General features: G+C 52.9%; 17 protein-coding genes, 1 tRNA gene and 1 other annotated feature. Of the genes, 12 read left to right on the top strand and 6 right to left on the bottom strand.

Features of this window, described 5'->3' with window-relative positions; genetic code table 11:
- Positions 1-7 precede the first annotated feature (7 nt).
- Positions 8-2,452, top strand: coding sequence for a glycogen/starch/alpha-glucan phosphorylase (locus HMPREF9412_RS11160; RefSeq protein ID WP_009591716.1), 2,445 nt, complete (start codon positions 8-10; stop codon positions 2,450-2,452).
- A 367-nt stretch (positions 2,453-2,819) separates the two neighbouring features.
- On the opposite strand, the gene HMPREF9412_RS11155 is transcribed toward HMPREF9412_RS11160, so the two are convergent.
- The gene (locus HMPREF9412_RS11155) at positions 2,820-3,383 is read right to left on the bottom strand and encodes a phosphatidylglycerophosphatase A family protein (protein WP_009591635.1); all 564 of its coding nucleotides are present in this window, start codon (positions 3,381-3,383) and stop codon (positions 2,820-2,822) included.
- Positions 3,384-3,549: 166 nt separating this feature from the next.
- Here HMPREF9412_RS11155 and HMPREF9412_RS11150 point away from each other — a divergent pair, with 166 nt between their 5' ends.
- From HMPREF9412_RS11150 to HMPREF9412_RS11140, 3 genes are all read left to right on the top strand, one after another.
- Complete coding sequence (locus HMPREF9412_RS11150; protein ID WP_009591740.1) at positions 3,550-4,608, top strand: GerMN domain-containing protein; 1,059 nt, start codon at positions 3,550-3,552, stop codon at positions 4,606-4,608.
- A 115-nt stretch (positions 4,609-4,723) separates the two neighbouring features.
- Positions 4,724-5,482, top strand: coding sequence for a ribonuclease PH (gene rph, locus HMPREF9412_RS11145; protein ID WP_009591725.1), 759 nt, complete (start codon positions 4,724-4,726; stop codon positions 5,480-5,482).
- A gap of 4 nt (positions 5,483-5,486) precedes the next feature.
- Positions 5,487-6,119 carry an XTP/dITP diphosphatase gene (locus HMPREF9412_RS11140; protein WP_009591642.1) on the top strand — a complete coding sequence of 211 codons (633 nt, stop codon included), beginning with the start codon at positions 5,487-5,489 and terminating at the stop codon, positions 6,117-6,119.
- A 74-nt stretch (positions 6,120-6,193) separates the two neighbouring features.
- On the opposite strand, the gene asnB is transcribed toward HMPREF9412_RS11140, so the two are convergent.
- Positions 6,194-8,038, bottom strand: coding sequence for an asparagine synthase (glutamine-hydrolyzing) (gene asnB / locus HMPREF9412_RS11135; protein ID WP_009591594.1), 1,845 nt, complete (start codon positions 8,036-8,038; stop codon positions 6,194-6,196).
- Between the two features lie 162 nt (positions 8,039-8,200).
- Here asnB and HMPREF9412_RS11130 point away from each other — a divergent pair, with 162 nt between their 5' ends.
- The 3 genes from HMPREF9412_RS11130 to HMPREF9412_RS11120 all read left to right on the top strand — a co-directional run bounded on the left by HMPREF9412_RS11130 (position 8,201) and on the right by HMPREF9412_RS11120 (position 10,711).
- Positions 8,201-8,515: a hypothetical protein gene (locus tag HMPREF9412_RS11130; protein WP_009591573.1), complete on the top strand. Its 315-nt coding sequence runs from the start codon at positions 8,201-8,203 to the stop codon at positions 8,513-8,515.
- Between the two features lie 52 nt (positions 8,516-8,567).
- Positions 8,568-8,933 (top strand): hypothetical protein, encoded by a 366-nt coding sequence (locus HMPREF9412_RS11125; protein ID WP_009591743.1) that lies wholly within the window; start codon positions 8,568-8,570, stop codon positions 8,931-8,933.
- A 296-nt stretch (positions 8,934-9,229) separates the two neighbouring features.
- On the top strand, positions 9,230-10,711 hold the full coding sequence (locus tag HMPREF9412_RS11120; RefSeq protein WP_009591695.1) for a copper amine oxidase N-terminal domain-containing protein: 1,482 nt from the start codon (positions 9,230-9,232) through the stop codon (positions 10,709-10,711).
- Between the two features lie 50 nt (positions 10,712-10,761).
- On the opposite strand, the gene HMPREF9412_RS11115 is transcribed toward HMPREF9412_RS11120, so the two are convergent.
- Positions 10,762-11,058 carry a DUF4870 domain-containing protein gene (locus tag HMPREF9412_RS11115; protein ID WP_009591576.1) on the bottom strand — a complete coding sequence of 99 codons (297 nt, stop codon included), beginning with the start codon at positions 11,056-11,058 and terminating at the stop codon, positions 10,762-10,764.
- A 158-nt stretch (positions 11,059-11,216) separates the two neighbouring features.
- On the opposite strand from HMPREF9412_RS11115, the gene HMPREF9412_RS11110 reads away from it, so the two are divergent.
- The 3 genes from HMPREF9412_RS11110 (at position 11,217) to HMPREF9412_RS11100 (ending at position 12,539) form a co-directional block, all read left to right on the top strand.
- A tRNA-Arg gene (locus HMPREF9412_RS11110) sits at positions 11,217-11,290 on the top strand.
- 282 nt (positions 11,291-11,572) lie between these two features.
- Entirely contained in the window at positions 11,573-12,037 is a 465-nt protein-coding gene (locus HMPREF9412_RS11105; RefSeq protein WP_009591700.1) for a GNAT family N-acetyltransferase, read from the top strand.
- Between the two features lie 61 nt (positions 12,038-12,098).
- Complete coding sequence (locus HMPREF9412_RS11100) at positions 12,099-12,539, top strand: hypothetical protein (protein ID WP_009591674.1); 441 nt, start codon at positions 12,099-12,101, stop codon at positions 12,537-12,539.
- A gap of 84 nt (positions 12,540-12,623) precedes the next feature.
- Here HMPREF9412_RS11100 and HMPREF9412_RS11095 read toward each other — a convergent pair whose 3' ends face one another.
- The 3 genes from HMPREF9412_RS11095 to HMPREF9412_RS11085 form a co-directional block, all read right to left on the bottom strand.
- Entirely contained in the window at positions 12,624-14,486 is a 1,863-nt protein-coding gene (locus tag HMPREF9412_RS11095) for an arginine--tRNA ligase (RefSeq protein ID WP_009591610.1), read from the bottom strand.
- 60 nt (positions 14,487-14,546) lie between these two features.
- Positions 14,547-14,772, bottom strand: a binding site (T-box leader).
- A gap of 58 nt (positions 14,773-14,830) precedes the next feature.
- Entirely contained in the window at positions 14,831-15,595 is a 765-nt protein-coding gene (locus tag HMPREF9412_RS11090) for a class I SAM-dependent methyltransferase (protein WP_009591647.1), read from the bottom strand.
- Between the two features lie 144 nt (positions 15,596-15,739).
- A complete protein-coding gene (locus HMPREF9412_RS11085; protein WP_009591741.1) occupies positions 15,740-16,168 on the bottom strand; it encodes an EamA family transporter in 429 nt (142 codons plus the stop codon).
- Between the two features lie 132 nt (positions 16,169-16,300).
- Here HMPREF9412_RS11085 and HMPREF9412_RS11080 point away from each other — a divergent pair, with 132 nt between their 5' ends.
- Together HMPREF9412_RS11080 and HMPREF9412_RS11075 are read left to right on the top strand one after the other, a co-directional pair.
- Positions 16,301-16,744 (top strand): GNAT family N-acetyltransferase, encoded by a 444-nt coding sequence (locus HMPREF9412_RS11080; protein WP_009591718.1) that lies wholly within the window; start codon positions 16,301-16,303, stop codon positions 16,742-16,744.
- 146 nt (positions 16,745-16,890) lie between these two features.
- Positions 16,891-19,689, top strand: coding sequence for a DEAD/DEAH box helicase family protein (locus tag HMPREF9412_RS11075; RefSeq protein WP_009591625.1), 2,799 nt, complete (start codon positions 16,891-16,893; stop codon positions 19,687-19,689).
- Positions 19,690-20,124 lie beyond the last annotated feature (435 nt).

The raw sequence follows: 20,124 nt of genomic DNA, 5'->3' as shown, positions 1-20,124 counted from the left end.
CTTTCTTTTGTTTAACAACAAGGAAACATTCAAGCAGATCTTTACGGAGCAATTGGTGAGTCGGTTGGGGAAGGGACTTGAGGAAGCAACGGCTGAGGATGTTTACAAAATCATCGGCGGCATGATCCGGGAATATGTCGGACGGGAATGGGCCGATGCCAACCGGATATACCGGGATACCGGGCAGAAGCAGGTGTATTATTTCTCTCTGGAATTTTTGATCGGCCGGCTGATGGGCAACAATCTGCTGAACCTGGGCGTGCTGGATATGGTCCGCAGCGGCCTTCTGGAACTGGGATGGAATTTGAATGAGATCGAGGAGCAGGAACCGGATGCGGGCCTAGGCAACGGGGGGCTCGGACGCCTTGCAGCGTGTTTTCTCGATTCGTTGGCATCGCTTAGCTATGCAGGTCATGGATGCGGCATCCGGTATAAGTACGGTCTGTTCGAACAGAAGATCATCGACGGCCATCAAGTGGAGCTGCCCGACAATTGGCTCCAGCGGGGGAACGTCTGGGAAGAACGTCGGGCAGACAAGGCGGTGGAAGTTCGCTTCTGGGGCCGCGTGGAGGTGGACGTGCAGGAGGGGCGGACCGTGTTTCACACGGCGGACTACGAACGTGTCCTGGCCGTGCCTTATGACGTGCCGGTCATCGGTTACGGCGAGGGGCAGGTGAACACGCTGCGGCTGTGGAGCGCCGAGTCCGCCTCGGATATATCCAGAATCCGTTCGGCCCATCATCATAACAGCTATTATAAATTTTTGGAATACAACCGTTCGGTTGAATCGATATCGGAGTTTTTGTACCCGGATGATTCGGCATACGAAGGCAAGCTCCTTCGCCTCAAGCAGCAGTACTTCCTCTGTTCGGCCGGCGTTCAGAGCATTCTCAGAACGTTTGACAAGCTGGGCAAGGCTTATCATGAGCTTCCCGAGCATGTTGCCATTCATATCAATGATACTCACCCGACCTTGGTGATTCCGGAGCTGATGCGAATTCTGATCGACGACAAGGGCTTCGGCTGGGATGAGGCGTGGGACATTACGAGCCGGACCGTATCGTATACGAACCACACGCTGCTTAGCGAAGCGTTGGAGAAATGGCCTGCCGGCATGGTCCGTGAGCTGCTGCCGCGCATTTACATGATGATCGAAGAGATCAACAAGCGCTTCTGCGGTATGCTGCTGGAACGCTATCCTGGCGATCATGAGCGCATATCGCAGCTCGCCATCATGGAAAGCGACCAGATCCGCATGGCCAATTTGGCGATCGTGGGCAGCTATCACGTGAACGGCGTGGCGGCGCTGCACACGGAGCTGCTGAAGACGCAGGTCATGAAACCATTCTATGAGCTGTATCCGGAGCGTTTCAGCAACAAAACGAACGGGATTACCCATCGACGCTGGCTGATGCACAGCAACCCCGGCCTGAGTCAATGGATCTGCGATGGTATCGGCGATTCATGGATTACGGATCCGCGTCAGTTAATGCAGCTTAAGGGACTGAAGAACGACTCCGCCTTCCAGCAGGGCATTCAGCGGATCAAACGGAGCAATAAAGAGCGGCTTGCCAATTACATCGCGAATAAACAAGGGATCGCGGTCAATCCCGATTCCATATTCGATGTGCACGTGAAGCGGCTGCACGGCTATAAGCGGCAATTGCTGAATATTTTACGCGTCATGCATGTGTATAACGAGATTAAGGATCAGCCGGGCATGGAGCGCGTTCCCCGTACCGTTATTTTTGGCGCCAAGGCAGCGCCCGGTTACTATCTGGCCAAAAGCATCATCAAACTCATTAACGTCGTTGCGGATGTCGTGAATAAGGATCCGCAGGTCAATGACAAACTTCAGGTGCTGTTCCTTGAAAATTATTCGGTCTCACTCGCGGAGAAGATTATTCCGGCAGCCGATGTAAGCGAGCAGATTTCCACGGCCGGCAAGGAAGCCTCCGGCACGGGAAACATGAAGTTCATGATGAACGGCGCTTTGACCATCGGAACACTGGATGGGGCTAACGTGGAAATGTTCGACCTGCTCGGCAGAGAGAATATGTTCCTCTTCGGATTGGAGCTGGAGGACGTGTTGGAGTATTACAGGACGGGAGCTTATGTATCCAGGGAGCGGTATGAGCAGGACCCGAGAATCGCCCGCGTGCTGAATCAGTTGATTTCCTCAGGCCCGTTCTGCTGCCACGAGCTGGAGTTCGGGCAGATCCTGCAGTCCCTGCTGGATCATAATGACGAGTTTTTTGTGTTAGAGGACTTTGCCAGTTATGTCGCAACCCAGTCGGCCATTGATGATGCTTATTTGAATGACCGGTCCTGGACCCAGAAGTCGATTGTCAATATCGCGCACTCGGGACATTTCTCGAGCGATAACACGATTCACCGCTATGCATCCGACATCTGGAATGTTTCGCCTGTGAAGGTTGGCCTGAAGGGATAGTCTACGATTTCGATGCATATAAAGAACCCCGTCATAGAAATGGCGGGGCTCTCCATAGGTGCTCTATTGGATTGTTCTTCAACATAACATATGATCGAGACTCGTAAAAATGAATAGACAGATTCACCGATTCATGTGTAAGGGGCAGCCCGGTTTTTCAAGCGGTGACCAGCCTTCTTATAAAGGAAGAAACTCAGCTTTCGGGTCCGAATCCCGGCTGCGTTTCTACCTGCTATCGTCTATGATTCTTTGAAATCAGCCCGTCGGTTCGAAAATGGTAGGTGGCGGTTGCGGATAAGCCGCACTCTTTCGGAAGGCAGGAAAAGGGAGATTCGCACGCTGAGCGAATCTCCCTTTTTGAAGTGGTTTATTCTTTTGGAAGCTCTTCGGTCGTACCGTACAGCTCGATCTCCCGGTCGGCTTGCTTGCGATGGGCAATCCGGCTGCTGGCGGCTGCGGCAACCGCGCCGACGATGTCGTCGAGAAAGGTATGTACGCGGCCGCTTGATTTATCATTCAATTGCTCAAGAATGCCGGGTTTGAGTTTGTCGATATACCCGTAATTGGTGAAGCCGATGCTTCCGTACACGTTAACGATGGAAAATGCCAGGACTTCATCCACGCCGTATAACCCTTCGTCATTGGCGAGCATTTCTTGAAGCGGGGATAAAAGGTTGCCTTCCTCGGCCAAAATGTCCAATTGAATGCCGGTTAACACCGCGTTTTGCACTTCACGTTTGCTGAGTACGGCATCCACGTTCTCGATGCACTCTTCCATCGTCAAATTCGGGTAGTATTTTTTCTGAAGGATCATCACCAGCTCCGCGATTTCCTCCAACTTGATTCCACGTTTATGCAGCAGGCTCCGTGTCGCTTCCGCTACCTTCTTGCTGTTCAGGCTGTATGGAATGTTTGAATCGTTTTCTGCCATGATGGAACTCACCTCATTTTCGTGGTTGATGAAGATGCTTACGACGATTGTACTTTTTCCGCACCCCTTTGTCCAGAAAGGGCAAAACTGAGAGTTATTTTTTTGGAAAGGGCTCGTATACATAGGAGTACAACCTGTACAAAAAAATGTTAGGGAGGAACAATACATGAAACGTAATCAACGTACTCTTCGCAGGCTTTCCGCCGCCGGGCTGCTTGCTGTTCCGATCGTGATGTCCGGCTGCGGCATGTTATCCGGGAAGCAATCGGAAGCGATTGACCCGCCGCCTGCGCAAGTGGAGAAGCAGATGCTGAACACGGCCGGATCCACGGCGGCTCAAGGAGACATCGGCATGCAGACAACGGTATATCTTGCGGATGCACGGGGGATGCTGGCACCTGTAACCTTGGGCATTCCGAAGGTGGAGGGCGCCAGCGTGGTGAAGGAATCCCTTGAAGTGCTGGTGAACGGAGGCCGTTACGCGGGCTATGTTCCACAGGGCTTCCAGGCGGTATTGCCTGCCGGTACGCAGGTCCATAACGTGACAGTCGATCCGGAGAGCAAATTGGCGGTCGTCGAATTCAATAATTCATTTGCGGAATATAAAGCGGCAGATGAACGGAGAATCCTGGAGGCGTTGACGTGGACGCTGACAGGACATGAAGGCATCGAGCAGATGCAGGTATGGGTGGACGGGGTCAAACTGACGGAAATGCCGGTCAATCACACGCCGCTGGACCGTCCGCTGTCACGTTCGATGGGAATCAATCTTCAAAAAGCGGATGATGCCTTGTACACGAACTCTTCACCGGTCACGGTCTATTTCTCATCGGTGACGCCGGAAGGCATTCAGTACTACGTGCCGGTCACAAGACTTGTTCCAACCGGACAAGACGCGGTGAAGGCGGCCTTAAACGAGCTGATTCGCGGACCGCAGTATGGCGACGGATTGGTTGAGGTCATCCCGGATGACACCACCGTTGCGGCGGTTGAAAAAGGGGAGGACGGAGCCGTAACCGTATCGCTTCAGGACAGCATGTTTGAACAGGGAGAGCAGGTTCCGACCGAGCTGCTGCAGGCCGTCGTGCTTACCGTAGCCGAGAATGCGGATGATGCCAAAGTGAAAATCCGGATGAACGACCTCACGGAGGTGGTTGGAACGGATAGCCGAAATTATAGCGAGCCCGTCAGCCGTCCGGAGTTCATCAACGAAATCTCGATCTGACCGATTCTCCGCCATCTTTGGGAAATTTCCCCCGCAAAAGGTGCTTTTGTGCCTGCACTTTGGTAGAATAGGGAATGCTAATCAGGATTGCGATAAGAAGTAGGAGGCAGAAAACATGAGATCTAACGGACGTAAGAGCGATGAGCTCCGACCGATGAATTTATCGACCCATGTGAATAAATATGCGGAAGGCTCCGTGTACATCGAGATGGGGGACACCAAGGTGCTGATTACGGCAACCGTGGACGAGAAAGTTCCCCCGTTTCTGAAAGGACAAGGAAAGGGCTGGGTGACGGCTGAATATTCAATGCTGCCGCGCGCAACACAATCCCGCAACCAACGGGAAGCCAATCGCGGTAAACTCAGTGGCCGGACGATGGAAATTCAGCGGCTGATCGGCAGAGCGCTCAGGTCTGTTGTGAATCTGCATGCTCTTGGCGAGCGGACGATTACGCTGGACTGCGATGTAATCCAGGCGGATGGCGGAACGCGGACCACCTCCATTACAGGAGCATTTGTAGCTTTAGCCATAGCTGTAAATAAAATTGCAGAACAACATAAATTAGCGGTATTCCCGATCACGGACTACCTGGCATCCATTAGCGTGGGCATTGCCGGCGGACAGGCGCTGCTGGATCTGAACTATGAAGAGGATTCCAAGGCGAAGGTGGACATGAACCTGGTCATGACCGGGAGCGGCAAATTCGTTGAGGTTCAGGGAACCGGCGAAGAGAGCCCGTTTTCCCGCGAGGAGCTGGATCAGATCCTGGAGCTGGGAGAGCAGGGGATCCGCGAGCTTATCGAGCGTCAGCAGGAGGCGCTTGGCCCGATTGTGGCCAAGATCGGTTCCGTGAATGCGAGCACCGGAGTCTGATCCCATGAAACTGACACTTGGAGATACACTCATTGTAGCTACACGCAATCAGGGGAAAGTCAAGGAATTCGCGCATGCTTTTGCTGCTTTCGGCACGGATGTAAAGAGCATGTACGATTACCCTGATCTGCCGGATGTCGTTGAGGATGGAGCAACCTTCGCAGCCAATGCATTCAAAAAAGCCAAGGAAGTCGGCGACGCACTGGGATTGCCTGTGCTGGCCGATGATTCCGGATTGTGCGTGGATGCGCTGGACGGCGCGCCCGGCGTTTATTCCGCCAGGTATGCGGGTGAGCATGGCGCGGACGAGGACAATAACGAGAAGCTGCTCGGCGAGCTCGAACGGTTAAGGCTCGGCGAGGACACCGAGCAGCCCCTGCTAAGTCCGGCCCGGTTCGTCTGCGTTCTGGTGCTGTATGATCCGGTCTCGGGAGAAAAGCTCGAGGCGGAGGGGAACGTTGAAGGCTGGATCACTTCGGATCCTGCCGGAGCGGGCGGTTTTGGGTATGACCCGCTCTTCTATTTGCCAAGCCATGAGAAGACGATGGCCGAGCTTTCCCTGGAGGAGAAGCAGGAAATCAGCCACAGGGGAAAGGCGCTGCGAAAGCTTGTAGCGGACCTGCAGGCGCTAAATTGATATACCATTCGCGAAAAAACCATACCGGCATGTGCCGGTATGGTTTCTTTTGATTTGTCGAAGTCCATAAGGACTTAACGGATGGATACGTTATATTCTTTGAGCCAGAAATGAACCTGGGCCAGGTAGGCAAACAGCTGCGGACCTGACATCAATTGGCCGAACCAAGGCAGATTGGAGGAAGCATCCGGCGAAGATGCCAGCTCCCGGATCCGGGCGGTATCGATGAGCGGCAGGAGCGGCGAAGAAGGATCGTCCAGAATAGACAGCACCTGTGCTTTGACGGCCGCCAGATAGTTCGGATTATGGGTTTTTGGATACGGGCTTTTTTTGCGGTACAGGACGTCATCCGGCAGCACGCCTTCAAGGGCCTTGCGCAGAATGCCCTTTTCCCGGTCTCCTGTCGTTTTGATGCTCCAAGGGATGTTCCACACGTAATCGATTAGGCGGTGATCGGTATAGGGTACCCGGACTTCCAGCCCAACGCCCATGCTCATCCGGTCCTTACGGTCAAGCAGGGTTGGCATGAAGCGGGTGATATTGAGGTAAGACATGATCCGCATTTTGGCCTGCTGCCCGGTCTCCCCGTCCAGCTTAGGCACTTCGGCTACCGCATCGGAGTAGCGGTCTCCGAGGTATTCCAGCGGCTTGATCCAGTCCCGGATTTCGGCAGACAGCAGCCCGGCTCTCATATCCGGCGCGACGGACCACGGAAAGGTACCGGAATTGAGCATTTCTTCCCGGTGGAACCAAGGGTAACCGCCGAATATTTCATCAGCGGCTTCACCGGATATGGCGACGGTTGCGCCTTTTTTAATCTCGCGGCAGAAGAGAAGCAAGGAAGCGTCCACGTCGGCCATGCCCGGAAGATCCCGTTTTTGCGTGGAGACATCCAGCGCTTCTACCAGTTCGGGCGTGTCGAATTCGATCCAATGGTGGTTCGTGCCCAGCTCCTCGTGCATCCGTTTAATCCATGGCGCATCCGCTCCGGGCTGGAAGGAATGGGACTTAAAGTGTTTGTTGTTGTCCACATAATCCACGGAGTAGGTGTGCACTTGTCCTTGGCCCGTCCGCTTGTAGTAATCGACGGCCAGAGAGGAAAGCGCGCTGGAATCGAGCCCGCCGGATAACAGGGAGCAGACCGGTACGTCGGAGACCAGCTGACGCTCCACCGTGTCGCGGAGAAGATCGCGAAGGAAGCTTGCCGTTTGGTCGGCATCATCCTCGTGGGGTTTGCTTTCCAGCTTCCAATAAGTATACTTGCGCAAGCCTTCCCGGTTAAAGATCATGGCCATGCCGGGACGGAGCTCCGATATGTCCTTGTAGACGCCATGTCCCGGGGTACGCGCCGGGCCGATAATAAATACTTCCGCAAGCCCTTCGGCCCCTACGACGGGCTCCACCTTCGGATGCTGCAGCAACGCTTTCGGTTCCGAGCCGAATACAAGCGTTCCGTCAATATAGCTGTAGAACAGGGGTTTCACTCCCACCCGGTCCCGAGCCAAAAATACCTGTTCCCGGACGCTGTCCCAAATAGCGAACGCAAATATTCCATTGAGGCGCTCCAAACACTCGGGGCCCCATTCGATATAGGAGACTAACAAAACTTCCGTGTCGCATTTGGTATTGAAACGATGACCGCGTTGTACCAATTCGTCTTTAAGCTCCGCAGCATTATATAATTCCCCGTTATATACAATGGCATAGACTTCCTCTTCCTGATGAATGATCATCGGCTGAGCGCCATTTTCGGGGTCGATCACGCTGAGTCTTCGGTGACCGAATGCGCACGGGTTGGAAATCCAGGTGCCGGATCCGTCAGGTCCGCGGTGAGCCAAACTTTCTGTCATTTTTACCAGCAGCTGCGAGTCCTGCGTCAAATCGCCGCTCCATTGTATAAAACCGGTTATTCCGCACATGACGGTTCATCCTCTCTTTGTCTTTGTCATACGCTGTCCACTCTTTTTAATCCTACGTCGCCAAAGTGATACAGATATATGCCGAAGGAAGGCATAAAATGTCTGTCCTTTTACGAAAACTAAGAAAGAGGACGAATATCAAAGAGAAGGAGAGATGCGTCCATGGAGAAGTCAACCTATTATGTTTCCGTGCAGAGCCGGTCCGTGCTGACCGAGCAGGGGGCGAGCGCTTATGAATGGGAGATCGAAGCAACGCCGGAAGAGGCCGATCAAGTTCGGATTGAGCTGGATTTGATGCAGGAGAAGGACGAAGAAGCGACAGGCTACATGTTTCCTTGGCCGGATACGCCGCAACAAAGCTCCAACGCCCTGTTTCAATCTTCCTTGGACAAGGTGTATCGTACCATTTATCAATTGGGTACGCCGGCTACGCGCCAGCAAATGGAAGAGCTGCGGCTGTTCTCCGATTTGACATGAAAATATTAAGGATCGTGTAGTCCCAGTACATCTTGATGAAGGAGAATGTTTGATGTATGCAATCAGAGATGCAAAAATCCGCCGGATTACGGAAGTAAACGGCGCCCCGTGCGCAGAAGTAGAGGTCTATCCTGCAGCGGAAGGAGAAAGCGCGTTGCTGGCTTATCTGACGCCATCATCCCCATTGGGAGGCTACGAGCTGGTGAAAATTGTCCGCAGCAACGCCAGCATGGAGGTGGACTGGTTCGACAACAGCATGCATGATGCTTTTGTGGATGCCACGGACGAAGCATTCGAGAACAACGTTCAGTCCACGGCAGAGGAAGACCGTGATTCATTCAAGCAGCAGCTGCTTTCGACAGGCCAGCTATATGAGCAGCTGAACCAGCGGCTCAGCGAAGGCCCTCAATATTTCTAGAGCTTTGACGAACGAAGAGATCTGACCGGATACCATCGGCAGGTCTCTTTTTGCATGTGCAGGTTCATCTATGCAAGATTGCATGGGGTTTTTACGCAGTTCTGCAAAAAGGTCGAACAAAGATAGGATTCTTGTCGATTTCGATATTGCTGCGGTAGGGAGTATGGACCATCCGGTATCCTTGTTTACGAAAGAGATACAAATAGGGCTTTTCCTCTATATGATTACTGGAGAATCCTCCCTATAATGTTGGATTAGTGTCATCTACTAACATAATGGACAAGGGGAGATTGGAATTGGGCAGATGGAATAAACATATCGTCAAGCTATGGGGAGCGGGATTCCTGGCGTTGTCGCTTACCTTGGTATCCGTGCAAATCCCGGCAAGCGCCGAAGCAACGCAGAACGTTACGGTTCTTGAATCGTCTCATGAGCTCGTGAACGGCAAGATGCGCGTGACGGCGGACATTCGCAACGGAGGAACCGGAGCGGAAGCGGGATTCTATGTTGTCGGTTACGATGCAAACGGCCAAGCGCTTGAGGCAGTCGGTGATTCCGAATATATGATGAGCGACGAAATCGGTACATATGAAGTGGACCTTGACAGCGGCAGCAGCGTCAAGCGGGTGGAAGTGCTCCCGGCAGGACCGGCCGGTGATCAGGCGCGGCTGCTGGCATCCGGATACTATACAAGCAATGGCGTGGTCAACGTTTCTGGCGTCGTGCAGAATTCTGCTGTCGGGCACAATGTGGGTATGCTCGCCGTAGGGTATGATGCTTCCGGCAAAGCGGTCGAAGTGACATCGGCGGACAGCTACTTTGGCGGCAGCGATGTCGGCACCTTCGTCGTAGAGCTTAAAGCAGCGAAGCTGATCAAGAGCGTAAAGGTATCGGTCGTTGATCCGGTTGAAGATGCCGTGAAGCTGCTGCAATCCGGCAGCCGCCTGGAGAACGGAAAGCTTATCGTTACCGGTTCGATTCAAAACCGGAATAAAGGCGGGCAGGCCGGCGTCATCGTTGTCGGCAGCAACGCCAGCGGCAAGGTTCTGGAGGTCAACACGACGTCCGGGTATCTTTCATCCAACGAAATCGCGAATTTCCAGGCCGAGCTGGAAGGCGGCAAAGCCATCAGCGACCTGAAGGTGTTCCTGACAGGCAACAGCCAGACGCCTAAAATCATAGCCGAGGGCAGAACGACCATCAACAACAAGCTTGTCGTTACGATCGGCGTGGAGAACGGGGATGTGTCGCAACGGATTACCGTGAAATCGACGGCGTACGATGCGAAGGGGCGCTCCTTGGGGACCGATACGGACTCCATGTTCATGACCGCCAATGAAACGACGACCTTGCGCATTGATTACGATACTCGGGTCAAAAGCGTGAAGCTGAAATATTATGACCAATCCGGCAGAGAAATCGGAGAAGCGCCGATCCGCATCAAAATCAACGGCCAGCTCCAATCCTATGCGCAGTCGCCGGTGATGGTCGGAGGAAGCGTTCTTGTGCCTATGCGTCCGATCTTCGAATCCCTCGATGCCTCGGTCAAATGGGACCAAAAGACGCAAAGCGTATCCTCCTCCAAAGGCTCGACCCAAATCAAGCTGAAGATGGGCTCCAAGCAAGCGGTCGTTAACGGGAAGACCGTCACGCTGGATTCGGCGCCACGGATGGTGAAGGGCACCACGATGGTACCGCTGCGTTTCGTGGCATCCGCGCTGGGCTGTGAAGTGAAATGGGACGGCAATGAGAAAATGGTATTGATTACGACCAAATAATGCGAAAAGGACCATGCGGTATGCGCATGGTCCTTTTTTATAGGGTAAGTTCAATAAGCGTGCTCCCTTAGCACCTGAATACCCATGATCACGTTATACACAAAAGCCCCGAAATAGATGATGCTGAACAGAATGAGGTATCCGATGACGGAACCGAATGAGCCCGAGGTCACGGCCATGTAGATTAACGGGATCGCTGCTATAACGGGGAACAGATGGGAGAACAGGGCGCGGCGTGCGTGCTTGGCCACATAGGCGTCCGGAGACAGAATCCATACAAGGAAAGGAAGGATGAACGGTGCAAAGAAGATGCTGAAATACGATAAAGAGGATAAAAGCTGTCTCATGGTATCACGCTCCTGAAGTCATTCTCATGTTTACATATTACCCAGTAAGCAGGCTCCTGATTCGGATAGGTGATCATCCCGAAAAAAAGTACTTTGAAAAAACAAAAGATGCGATATAATATACTTCGTTACTGTTTAAAACATTTTCATACATATATGTCCCAGTAGCTCAGCTGGATAGAGCAACGGCCTTCTAAGCCGTCGGTCAGGGGTTCGAATCCCTTCTGGGACGTAAAAAAAGACACCGTCATATGACGGTGTTTTTTTACGTCCCGTGAGGATGAGAACCCCAATTGGGGTTCCGCCTGCACCTACTCTTCGTTAGGATTACATCGCAGTCGGCCCGAAGGGCCGTATCCCGACTGGGACGAAATGTCCCGTGAGAATGAGAACCCCGAGTTGGGGTTCCGCCTGCGCCTACGCTTCGGTAGGATTACATCGCAGTCGGCCGGAAGGCATTCTTGCAAACGAATGGTATTCGTGACACGATTAGAACAGTGGAGGGATGCATGGGATGAATGACATCACTATGACTTTGGTAAGAGAGACTCACAAGGATCTTCAGGAGCTCATCGCGAAGCTGGACGATTATTTATCGACGTTATACCCGGCGGAAGGCATATTCGGGCTGGATCTGGCCGATCCCAAAGTAAACGAAACGCTATTCGTGGTGGCTTACCATGATGGCCAGCCTGTCGGCTGCGGAGCCATCCGGCCGCTGGATGCAGAATCGGTTGAAATTAAACGGTTTTTCGTGGATGTCCCTTACCGGAATAGGGGAATAGCTTCCCGGATCCTGCTCTTTCTGGAAGAACAAGCGAAGAAGCGGGGCTATCGTCTCTCGCGCCTCGAAACAGGCGAACCGCAGAAGGAATCCGTTCATTTTTACAAGAAGCTGGGGTATGCTCAGATTGAACCGTTTGGCGAATACATCGGGAGCGAATATAGTTTATGTTTTGAGAAGAGTCTGACATCCTAGCCATTTGGTCTTATAATAGAAGAAAAAATATTTTACGAACCCTATCGAGGAGGCATCGAGCATGCAGCTTACTAAAATATCACAGAATACCGCCATTCTATTGGAGCATGCCAGAAAATCGGGGCTGACTTCTTCCGATCTGCTGGAGGCTGTGCGCTCTGGTGAGGCAGAAAGATTCCAAATCGCCAATAACGGTCATTTTCACTATGAGGAATTATTCTCTTACGCAAAAGAGCATGGGGAAGATCTGGAGAAGGCCGTTAGCGAGGGGTACCAAATTACGTTTAATACCCGCAACGGGTTGAAGATCTGGCTGGAGGAAGCCTTCCGCATCAGCTCGGAATCCGATTTCAGCGTGGGCGAGGGCATTATCGAAGGATTGAAGCTCCAGAAGGAGCAGTTGGCTCGCTTGAAGGAAGCGCTGGCTGTCAACTGGACCCTGCAGGAAGAGCCGGCGGCAGACGGCGTTCAGGTCAGATTGACCGTCAGAGGATTGCAATAAAATAAGAAAGCCACCGTACTTGATCAACATAATAGTACGGTGGCTTTTTTATAAGTCATGATCCGCTCATTCATCAGAGTGAATTTACATCCGGCTCGGAGTAGGCAAACCCAGCACCTCCAGCGCTTCGCCAAGGGTGTTCTTGAATAAGGAAGTGAGCCATACACGGAATTGGAGAACTTCCTCCTCCGCCTTCAGAATCGGGCATGCCGAGTAAAAATTGTTGAACAGGGAGCACAGCTCATAGGTGAAGTTGCAAATGGCACTAGGAGATAGATCCCGTCCGGCGGCATATAAGGTATCATGCCAGGTGCTAATATGCCGCAGCAGCGCATGTTCCGCTTTTTCCATGGCAGGGAACCGGGAAGGCACAGACGGCGTAACCTCGGCTTCTTGAGCTTTATTAAGCACGCTGAGTGCACGCGCGTAGGAATAGAGCAAATACACCCCCGTATTTCCCGATATTTCAGTGGCCTGCTTCAGATCGAACACCACCTCGGTTTGCAGTGCAAAGCGAAGCAGGTAGTAACGGATGGAGGCGGTTGCGATCGCATGGCTGGACAAACCGTTTTTATCGGACCGGGTGTCCTCGATGACCTTGGCTACTTGATGAATAAGCTCGGTGATTTTGATCCCGATTCCTTGACGTCCGGACATCGCATAGGATGCCTTACCGTCGGAAGTATCGATGCCGAGATCCGCTGCAGCGGAAGGGCTTAACGAGACGACGCCGTAACTGACATGGCGCAGCTTCTCAGCCTCTTGTTGGAAGCCCAGGCCTTCCAAAGCCTGCTTCACCATCGCCTGCGGGTACTGCTGCCTGTAATCAATGACGTTGATGACCATGTCCGCTTTGCCGTAAGTACGCTCCTCGGCGTGCGAGCTCGTCGTCCAAACCTCGTCGGTGAATTTTTTATATACAAAATCATTGGAAAGCACGCCGTATTTCCACAAGTGGTAGGCGATGTCTTTGGCGGTGTAAGTCAGGATGCCATTGGAGCGCACCAGCACTTTATCGATGCTGTGGTCCGACTCCGCCTCGTCTCCGGCTTCGGTTCCTGATTGCTTGAGTACCCAGCAGCCTGCAAGTTTACCCTCGGTTTCCTGATGGAACAGCGGGGTATTCTTCAACAGCTCGAACGCGGACGCCCAGAATCCCTCCTTAACAATGCTGCTCTCCCATACAAGCAGATCGTATTCAATGCCGAACTGCTTCATCTCCTCAAGATGCTCCTTAACGATTCGCTCGGCAACGAGCAGTCCAATCCAGGAAAGGTTCTGATTGCCCTCTTCCAATGCGTGCAGAACCTCGGTCCGATGCTCAACCAGCCCCGGCTCCCTTTCGTAGGCTTTATTGGTGCTTGAGTACACGTCCCAGCAGTAATCGCCGAACCGGGCATGCTCCTTCGTCAGGGGCGTGTGGAGCAAGCCGACCACCGTATCCGCCAGCTGATTGCCCAGGTCGTCGATATAATTATGCACCTCGACCTCGTAACCCAGCTTCCTCATTAATCTCACAAGTGTATCTCCGATACAGGAATTTCGAAGATGCCCGATATGGGCGGACTTATTCGGGTTGATGGACGTGTGCTCAATGACGATCTTTTCGTTAGCTGCCGGGGGGAGTTCAAAATGGTGGCTCGCCCAATACTCCCAATCGATGCGCAGATTCATAAAGCCCGGGGCGACAATCTCAGTCGAGCGGACGAGCTGTTTGTAGGATGCGTCCTGCTCGAGCTCGGCTTGGATCAGCTCGGCGATTTGCAGGGGAGCCTTGCGGAGCACCTTCGCAAGCTGCATCGCAACGTTGGTTGCGTAATCCCCATGTTCCATGCTGGCAGGCTGCTCGATCCGAATCGGAGTGGACTCCGGAAGTTTGGTGCCGTAAGCTTCGCAGACCTGGTTCACGGCTTGTTGAAGGCTCGAAATAATCTTTTGACTTAACACGGTAAATCCCCCTTTGAAAATATAAAAACGACTCAGAAAATCAAAAAAGCCCCCATCTCCTAAAGAGACGAGGACTTGTGCTCGCGGTACCACTCTTGTTGTTAAACCCCGCAAGGGTCTAACCACCTTCATACGATAACGGCGTAAGCCGGGGCTCCCTACAGCATGGTGCTTCGGAAGGCCATCTCCTGGGTCCGCTTCACGGCCGACTTTGTACCGGTTTCCACCCTCCCGGCTCGCTTGGACTAAAGTCAAGTGCAGTTACTCTCCCAATCAACGAAAATAATATTCTCAAGTTTTTTCATATTATAACCATTCTATTTAGAAAAGCAACCCCCAAATGGCTAAATCTTTTCTGCAAATACTCGCAGGCGCCGGTAATCCGCGTAGAAAGCATCCTCTTGCCATAGCGTCGATTGAGCAGCTTGGCTGATGCGAGCGATCGCTTCGTCCTTCGCTTCAGGCGAGAATCCGGCAAAAAAGCAATCGCCAAAATGCAGCAGCCAAAACTTTATGCCGTTCTTGCCTTCGGACAATCGTGTGGGACGGTCGAAATGATGGGCGAGATGCACGCGGAACCCTTGGGCTTCTAGCAGGCTGGCATACTGGCCAAGACTAGGAAAATACCACGGATTCCGGCTGTCCGCATCGATTCCATAATGATCGACGAACACGGTTTTCAAGGCTTGGTAGATGCCGTCTATATTCCCTTTGCCTCCGAACTCGGCAACGAATCGGCCGCCGGGTTTAAGGGCTCCATGTACGGAGCGTACCACGCCTTCAGCATCCTTCATCCAGTGCAGGGCCGCGTTTGAGAAGACGGCGTCGTATGGCGTTTCGGTTTCGAAGTTCTCGCCATCCCCGGCTAGAAACGGAAGTCCAGGATATTTGCTTTTGGCCCGCTCAATCATCTCGCTGGAATAATCCATGCCGGTGACATGAGCGCCGGATTTGGAAATTTCATGAGTCAAGTCGCCGGTTCCGCAGCCCAGATCGAGAATCCGTTCTCCGGGTTGAGGCGCCAGCAGCTCTGCCGCTCCTTTTCCATAAGCAGATACAAACGATAGCTGTCGATCGTAATCGTAAGGCTTCCATACTTGCTCTGACATAACAACACCCCTCCACGCATGATTTATCCTCATTGTGACATGATTGTCTTATAATTAGAAATATATAAATTCGATAACATTGATAGGTTTTAACAATAAATGAATAAACAAAAAGCCGCTGTGTCAGCGGTTTTATGCAGGGGACTATTTAACGGCAACAAGAAGCGCGCCAACGGCAATGAGTGCAACGCCGGCTGCGTTAATCCAGGAGATCTTCTCACCCAGAAACACAAAGGCCAGAATCACGGCAATGACCACGCTCAGTTTATCGATAGGACCTACCTGCGATACTTTGCCGTATTTTAACGCCAGAAAATAAAACAGCCAGGACAAAGCGCCCGCGATGCCGCTGAGCACAATAAAGCTGAGTGCCTTTTTTTGAACCAGAATTTCTCCGAGCTCCGAGAATTTCCCCTGAACCCCTACGACCCCTAGCAGAAACAGGGCCATAATGACGGAGCGAATGGCCGTTGCCGAATTGGCATCGATGTTTTGCAGGCCTATTTTTCCGAAAATGGCCACAAGTGCCGCCGTGACTGCCGACAGCAATGCGTATACAAGCCATAATGGCATGCGTACCTCTCCTTTTTGACAAGATAAAGTCTCTGATTAATGTACCGGATTCCTTTATAATAGTATAGAGCAATTTGAAGGATCTCATGAGTGTTCAAAGGATTGAACGACTTGGAAAGGGTTGGATGAAAAATGACACATCATATCGCGGCTTATACGGAAACTTACCATGATCAGCTGGTGGAATTATGGCTTCGTGCCGTATCTCAAACGCACGATTTTCTGACGGAGGAAGATATCCGGTTCTATTATGGCATGATGCAAAGCGGGGCACTGAGGTCCGTGGAGATCTGGATATGCTTGAATACGGAACAGCAAGCGATTGGATTTATCGGACTGGACGGCTCCAAAATCGAGATGCTGTTTGTGGATCCCCTGCACCACGGCCAAGGGACGGGAACAAAATTGATCCGGCATGCCGAACGGCTGAAGGGGCGTGGACTTCAAGTGGATGTGAATGAACAGAACCCCAAGGCCCACGCTTTTTATAAAAAATACGGATTCGTGCAGATCGGCCGTTCGGAGCTGGATGGTTCCGGAAAGCCGTTTCCGCTACTTCATATGCAGCTGCGGTAATGTCATGGATCGGCACAGCTGAGTCCACGATAATCGCGAGTATAGTATTTTCGAAACGCAGCCTTTCTTTGGTCAAAGAACATCGATAGACAGTATATTTTAAGCTATCCAATGAAAAAGGGAGTGCAGCTAAACTGGAGGAGTCAATGAAGTTTTTTCCGAGCAACCTGTCGTTTCGCTATCCTTGGCGCTCCTATCAGAAGCGCGTGCTTCACGGGCTTGACCATCATCTGAAGAATCGCCAACTGCATCTGGTGGCGCCGCCGGGTTCGGGGAAGACCGTTCTTGGACTGGAGGTCATGCTTCGGATAAATCGGCCGACGATTATATTGGCTCCCACCATCACCATTAAACAGCAATGGGCAAGCCGTCTTGTGGAGCTGTTTCTTGACGAAGATGTCCAGCCGGAGTGGGTCTCGACCTCGCTCAAGCGACCGGCATTGGTAACGATTACGACCTATCAAGCCCTCCACAGCCTGATTAGTGCAGCAGGGCAGCCGACTTCTGCGAAGAAGGTCACCGCGGGGATGGTGCAAGCGGACCAAACCGGTGATGAGAATCAGGAGTTTTCGGATACGGGCATGGAAGACGCTGAGGCTGAACCGGCCGGGAGGGACGGTGTCCGCGAGGATGATATCACGGACGGTACCGAGGCTCAAGAAGCTCTGGAATTGTTGAAGCGGCAGGGATATCATACACTCATTTTTGACGAGGCGCATCATCTTCGAATGTCTTGGTGGCAAAGCGCCATGCAGCTGTGCGAGATGCTGGACGAGCCGACCAAGATCGCGCTTACGGCCACTCCGCCATACGATGTCAATCCGAGGGAGTGGCAGCGGTATATCGAGCTTTGCGGCCCTATCGACGAGGAGATCAGCGTGCCCGAGCTGGTTCGCCATGGGGAGTTGTGTCCCCATCAGGATTATATCAGCCTGACAAGGCCAACTCATGAAGAGGCCGCTAAGCTGCGGGAATTTCGAATGCAGGCACAACAGGTCAAAGACGAGTTGGTCCGAGATGAGTTTTTGGCGGAGTTGATCGTCCATCACCCCTGGATAACACGGTCCGAAGCGTATATGGAGGACATTTTGTCTTCCCCGGGGTATTACTCCAGCATGGTGCTCTATCTGCGAGCTGCCAATCGCCCGATCTGGAAGGAGGGGGTGAAGCTGCTCGGCATGAAAGAGAAGGAAACGCCCGACTTTACGGAGGAGTGGCTGGAGGAGCTCCTTGGCGGCATGCTGTATAAAGATGCCCATATTGATCGCGAGCTGCCGGAGTTAAAGGCGTTGCAGAAGAGGCTCAGCCGGTTGGGGATGATTGAACGGCGGAAGGTGTATATGAGATCGACGCCTGCGATTGATAAAATGCTGGTCCAGAGCGTTTCGAAACTGCACAGCATTGGCCGCATTCTTGAATTCGAGCGCTCCATGCTGGGGGAGAGCATGCGGATGGTGATCTTGACCGATTATATCCGCAAGGAGGACCTGCCGAAGGATGCGGACGACGAGAAACCGCTGCATCGGCTCGGAGTTGTCCCGATTTTTGAGCTGATCCGCAGGCAGCTAGCGGAGAAAAGCGGCTCCCGGGGCGAGCACGAGCTGCCCATCGGCATTCTGACAGGCTCCTTTGTGGTGCTCCCGGTGACGGCTATGCCCCTGGCTATAGCTTGCGCCGAACGCCGGGGCCTCCGCTTGTCGGAACGCCCCCTTGCCCACGACAGCCGCTATGTAACGATAGATGTTCGAGATGCAAATCGCTCGGCTATCGTCGCCATGATAACGGAGGTGTTTTCAGAGGGGGGCATTCAAGTGCTGATCGGTACGGCGGCTCTTCTGGGCGAGGGATGGGATGCTCCCGTGATCAATTCCTTGATCATGGCATCGTATGTAGGCTCGTTCATGCTGTCCAATCAGATGCGGGGACGGGCGATCCGGGCCCAACGCGGGAACCCGGATAAGACCGGAGCGATCTGGCATCTGGCATGCGTCGATACTTCCCTAATCAATGGGGGCGAGGATTTGAGCTCGCTTGCGCGCAGATTTCGATCTCTCGTCGGTCTATCGATCTCGCATCAAACCATAGAGTCGGGCATGGAGCGCATGGGCCTTGATCTTCGGAAAAACCCAACCGCAGAAAGCATCAACGCCTATAACCGCGACACATGCGAGCGGGCGAGGCAGCGGCATCTTTTGAAGGAGCGATGGAATTCGGCGATTGCCCTTCACAGCTCCATGACGGAGGAACTGACGGTGGATCGGGAGCGTATTCCTAAGCCTTTGATTTTCTCGCATACGGTGAAGGCCGTGCTTGCTTTTGCCGTTGGTTTGGGGCTGGGCGCCTTCATCGAGACGTTAACGTCGCCGCATTTGCTTCAATCGGACGCGCCGGCTTGGTTCAGCCTGCTGTTCTCAGTCGCCATTGCCTTGATCGCATCCGGTCCTTGGATATTTAAAGCCGTCAAAATGGTAATGCGTCATCAATCGCTGGAGCGGAGCATTCGAGAAGTGGCTCTGGTCGTGTATACGTCGCTATACGATATGGAGCTGGTCGAAACCGAGCCAAGCCTTCACCGGTTGAGAGCGGAGGAGGAAGGAGGAGCCGTCGTGTGTTGGATGAAGGACGGAACCACCCAGGAAAAAACGCTTTTCCTGAATTCGCTGCAGCAGGTGCTGGACCCGATCGAGAACCCGCGTTATCTTTTGTACCGCGAAGCGCGCGGCTGGTTTTCGACCAGGCGGGATTACCATGCCGTGCCGGAGGAAATCGGGCGTCGAAAAGAGCATGCGGAACGCTTTGCCCGGCTGTGGCGCAAGCATATCGGTCCGGCCGAGCTGGTCTACACCCGTACGCCGGAAGGCAGAAAAATGCTCCTGACGGCGCGAACGCGGGCTTTGTCCTCCATGTTCGTGAAGAAATCGGAGCGGGTTAGTGCTTGGAGGTAGAGGATCCGGACTGTTCGCGGAATGTGGAGGGAGTCATGGGATGTGCTGCGCTGGGCTGGGCTGCCTTAACGGACACAGGGGCCGTTAATTGAGTGAAAAACACTCTTATAGGTAAGGTAACGGACCTGAAGTCCGTTATTTATGAAAAATGAGGGTATTTTGACTGTGATTTCGCTAAATAACGGCTGTGGTGTCCGCTAATTTCTAAATCGGGCCGTTTTTGATGAAATAACGAACCTACGGTCCGCAAAAGTCGTGTTAGGGTGTAGGACGTATTGGAATCGGCCATGAGGTTCATATGTAGAATGTCGATAGTGCATCAGAAGGGATACGGCCTTCCAGGCCGACTGCGAAAGCAGTCCTAACGAAGCGTATACTCCGACGAACCCCTATATGGGGTTCTCATCCTCACGGGACATAAAAAACACCGTCATG

This window comes from Paenibacillus sp. HGF5 (assembly GCF_000204455.1).
Lineage (GTDB): Bacteria > Bacillota > Bacilli > Paenibacillales > Paenibacillaceae > Paenibacillus_AQ > Paenibacillus_AQ lautus_A.
The sequence above is the reverse complement of the archived record's forward strand: the minus strand, read 5'-3'. Positions and strand labels throughout refer to the sequence as shown.

What these genes read in the sequence shown, in the direction of transcription:
- HMPREF9412_RS11115 (WP_009591576.1), bottom strand. Translation starts at nt 11,058, where the DNA reads ATGAGACAGCTTTTATCCTCTTTATCGTATTTCAGCATCTTCTTTGCA.
- HMPREF9412_RS11075 (WP_009591625.1), top strand. Translation starts at nt 16,891, where the DNA reads ATGAAGTTTTTTCCGAGCAACCTGTCGTTTCGCTATCCTTGGCGCTCC.
- HMPREF9412_RS11130 (WP_009591573.1), top strand. Translation starts at nt 8,201, where the DNA reads ATGGAGAAGTCAACCTATTATGTTTCCGTGCAGAGCCGGTCCGTGCTG.
- HMPREF9412_RS11085 (WP_009591741.1), bottom strand. Translation starts at nt 16,168, where the DNA reads ATGCCATTATGGCTTGTATACGCATTGCTGTCGGCAGTCACGGCGGCA.
- asnB (WP_009591594.1), bottom strand. Translation starts at nt 8,038, where the DNA reads ATGTGCGGAATAACCGGTTTTATACAATGGAGCGGCGATTTGACGCAG.
- HMPREF9412_RS11155 (WP_009591635.1), bottom strand. Translation starts at nt 3,383, where the DNA reads ATGGCAGAAAACGATTCAAACATTCCATACAGCCTGAACAGCAAGAAG.
- HMPREF9412_RS11080 (WP_009591718.1), top strand. Translation starts at nt 16,301, where the DNA reads ATGACACATCATATCGCGGCTTATACGGAAACTTACCATGATCAGCTG.
- HMPREF9412_RS11100 (WP_009591674.1), top strand. Translation starts at nt 12,099, where the DNA reads ATGCAGCTTACTAAAATATCACAGAATACCGCCATTCTATTGGAGCAT.
- HMPREF9412_RS11090 (WP_009591647.1), bottom strand. Translation starts at nt 15,595, where the DNA reads ATGTCAGAGCAAGTATGGAAGCCTTACGATTACGATCGACAGCTATCG.
- HMPREF9412_RS11150 (WP_009591740.1), top strand. Translation starts at nt 3,550, where the DNA reads ATGAAACGTAATCAACGTACTCTTCGCAGGCTTTCCGCCGCCGGGCTG.
- HMPREF9412_RS11125 (WP_009591743.1), top strand. Translation starts at nt 8,568, where the DNA reads ATGTATGCAATCAGAGATGCAAAAATCCGCCGGATTACGGAAGTAAAC.
- HMPREF9412_RS11105 (WP_009591700.1), top strand. Translation starts at nt 11,573, where the DNA reads ATGAATGACATCACTATGACTTTGGTAAGAGAGACTCACAAGGATCTT.
- HMPREF9412_RS11140 (WP_009591642.1), top strand. Translation starts at nt 5,487, where the DNA reads ATGAAACTGACACTTGGAGATACACTCATTGTAGCTACACGCAATCAG.
- rph (WP_009591725.1), top strand. Translation starts at nt 4,724, where the DNA reads ATGAGATCTAACGGACGTAAGAGCGATGAGCTCCGACCGATGAATTTA.